1 pseudogene is annotated in these 257 nt (G+C 69.3%); it reads right to left on the bottom strand.

What is annotated here, in order from left to right:
• Positions 1-257: pseudogene (locus ACZYOF_RS44625) on the bottom strand (IS256 family transposase); the annotation flags it as partial.

Genomic DNA, 257 nt, shown 5'->3' on the forward strand with positions numbered 1-257 from the left:
TCCACCAGCGCCAGCGGATGCTTGTTGCCTTGGCCGTCAACCCCGATCGCGGCGACCAGCACGAGATCGTCGCCGAGATGCAGCCCGTCGATTTGGACCACCAGAAGGTCGAGCGCGGACAGATCGGCAGCCATGAAGTCGGCCAGCCGCGCCGCCGACAGCGCCACGAACCTCCGCGAGGCCGCCGACTTCGAAACTCCCGATCCGGGTGGTGCCGGCACGTCACCCTCAGGCAGCCGGACAGCGCGGCCGAACCG

The sequence above is a fragment of the Bradyrhizobium sp. LeoA1Lang genome, from assembly GCF_055413685.1.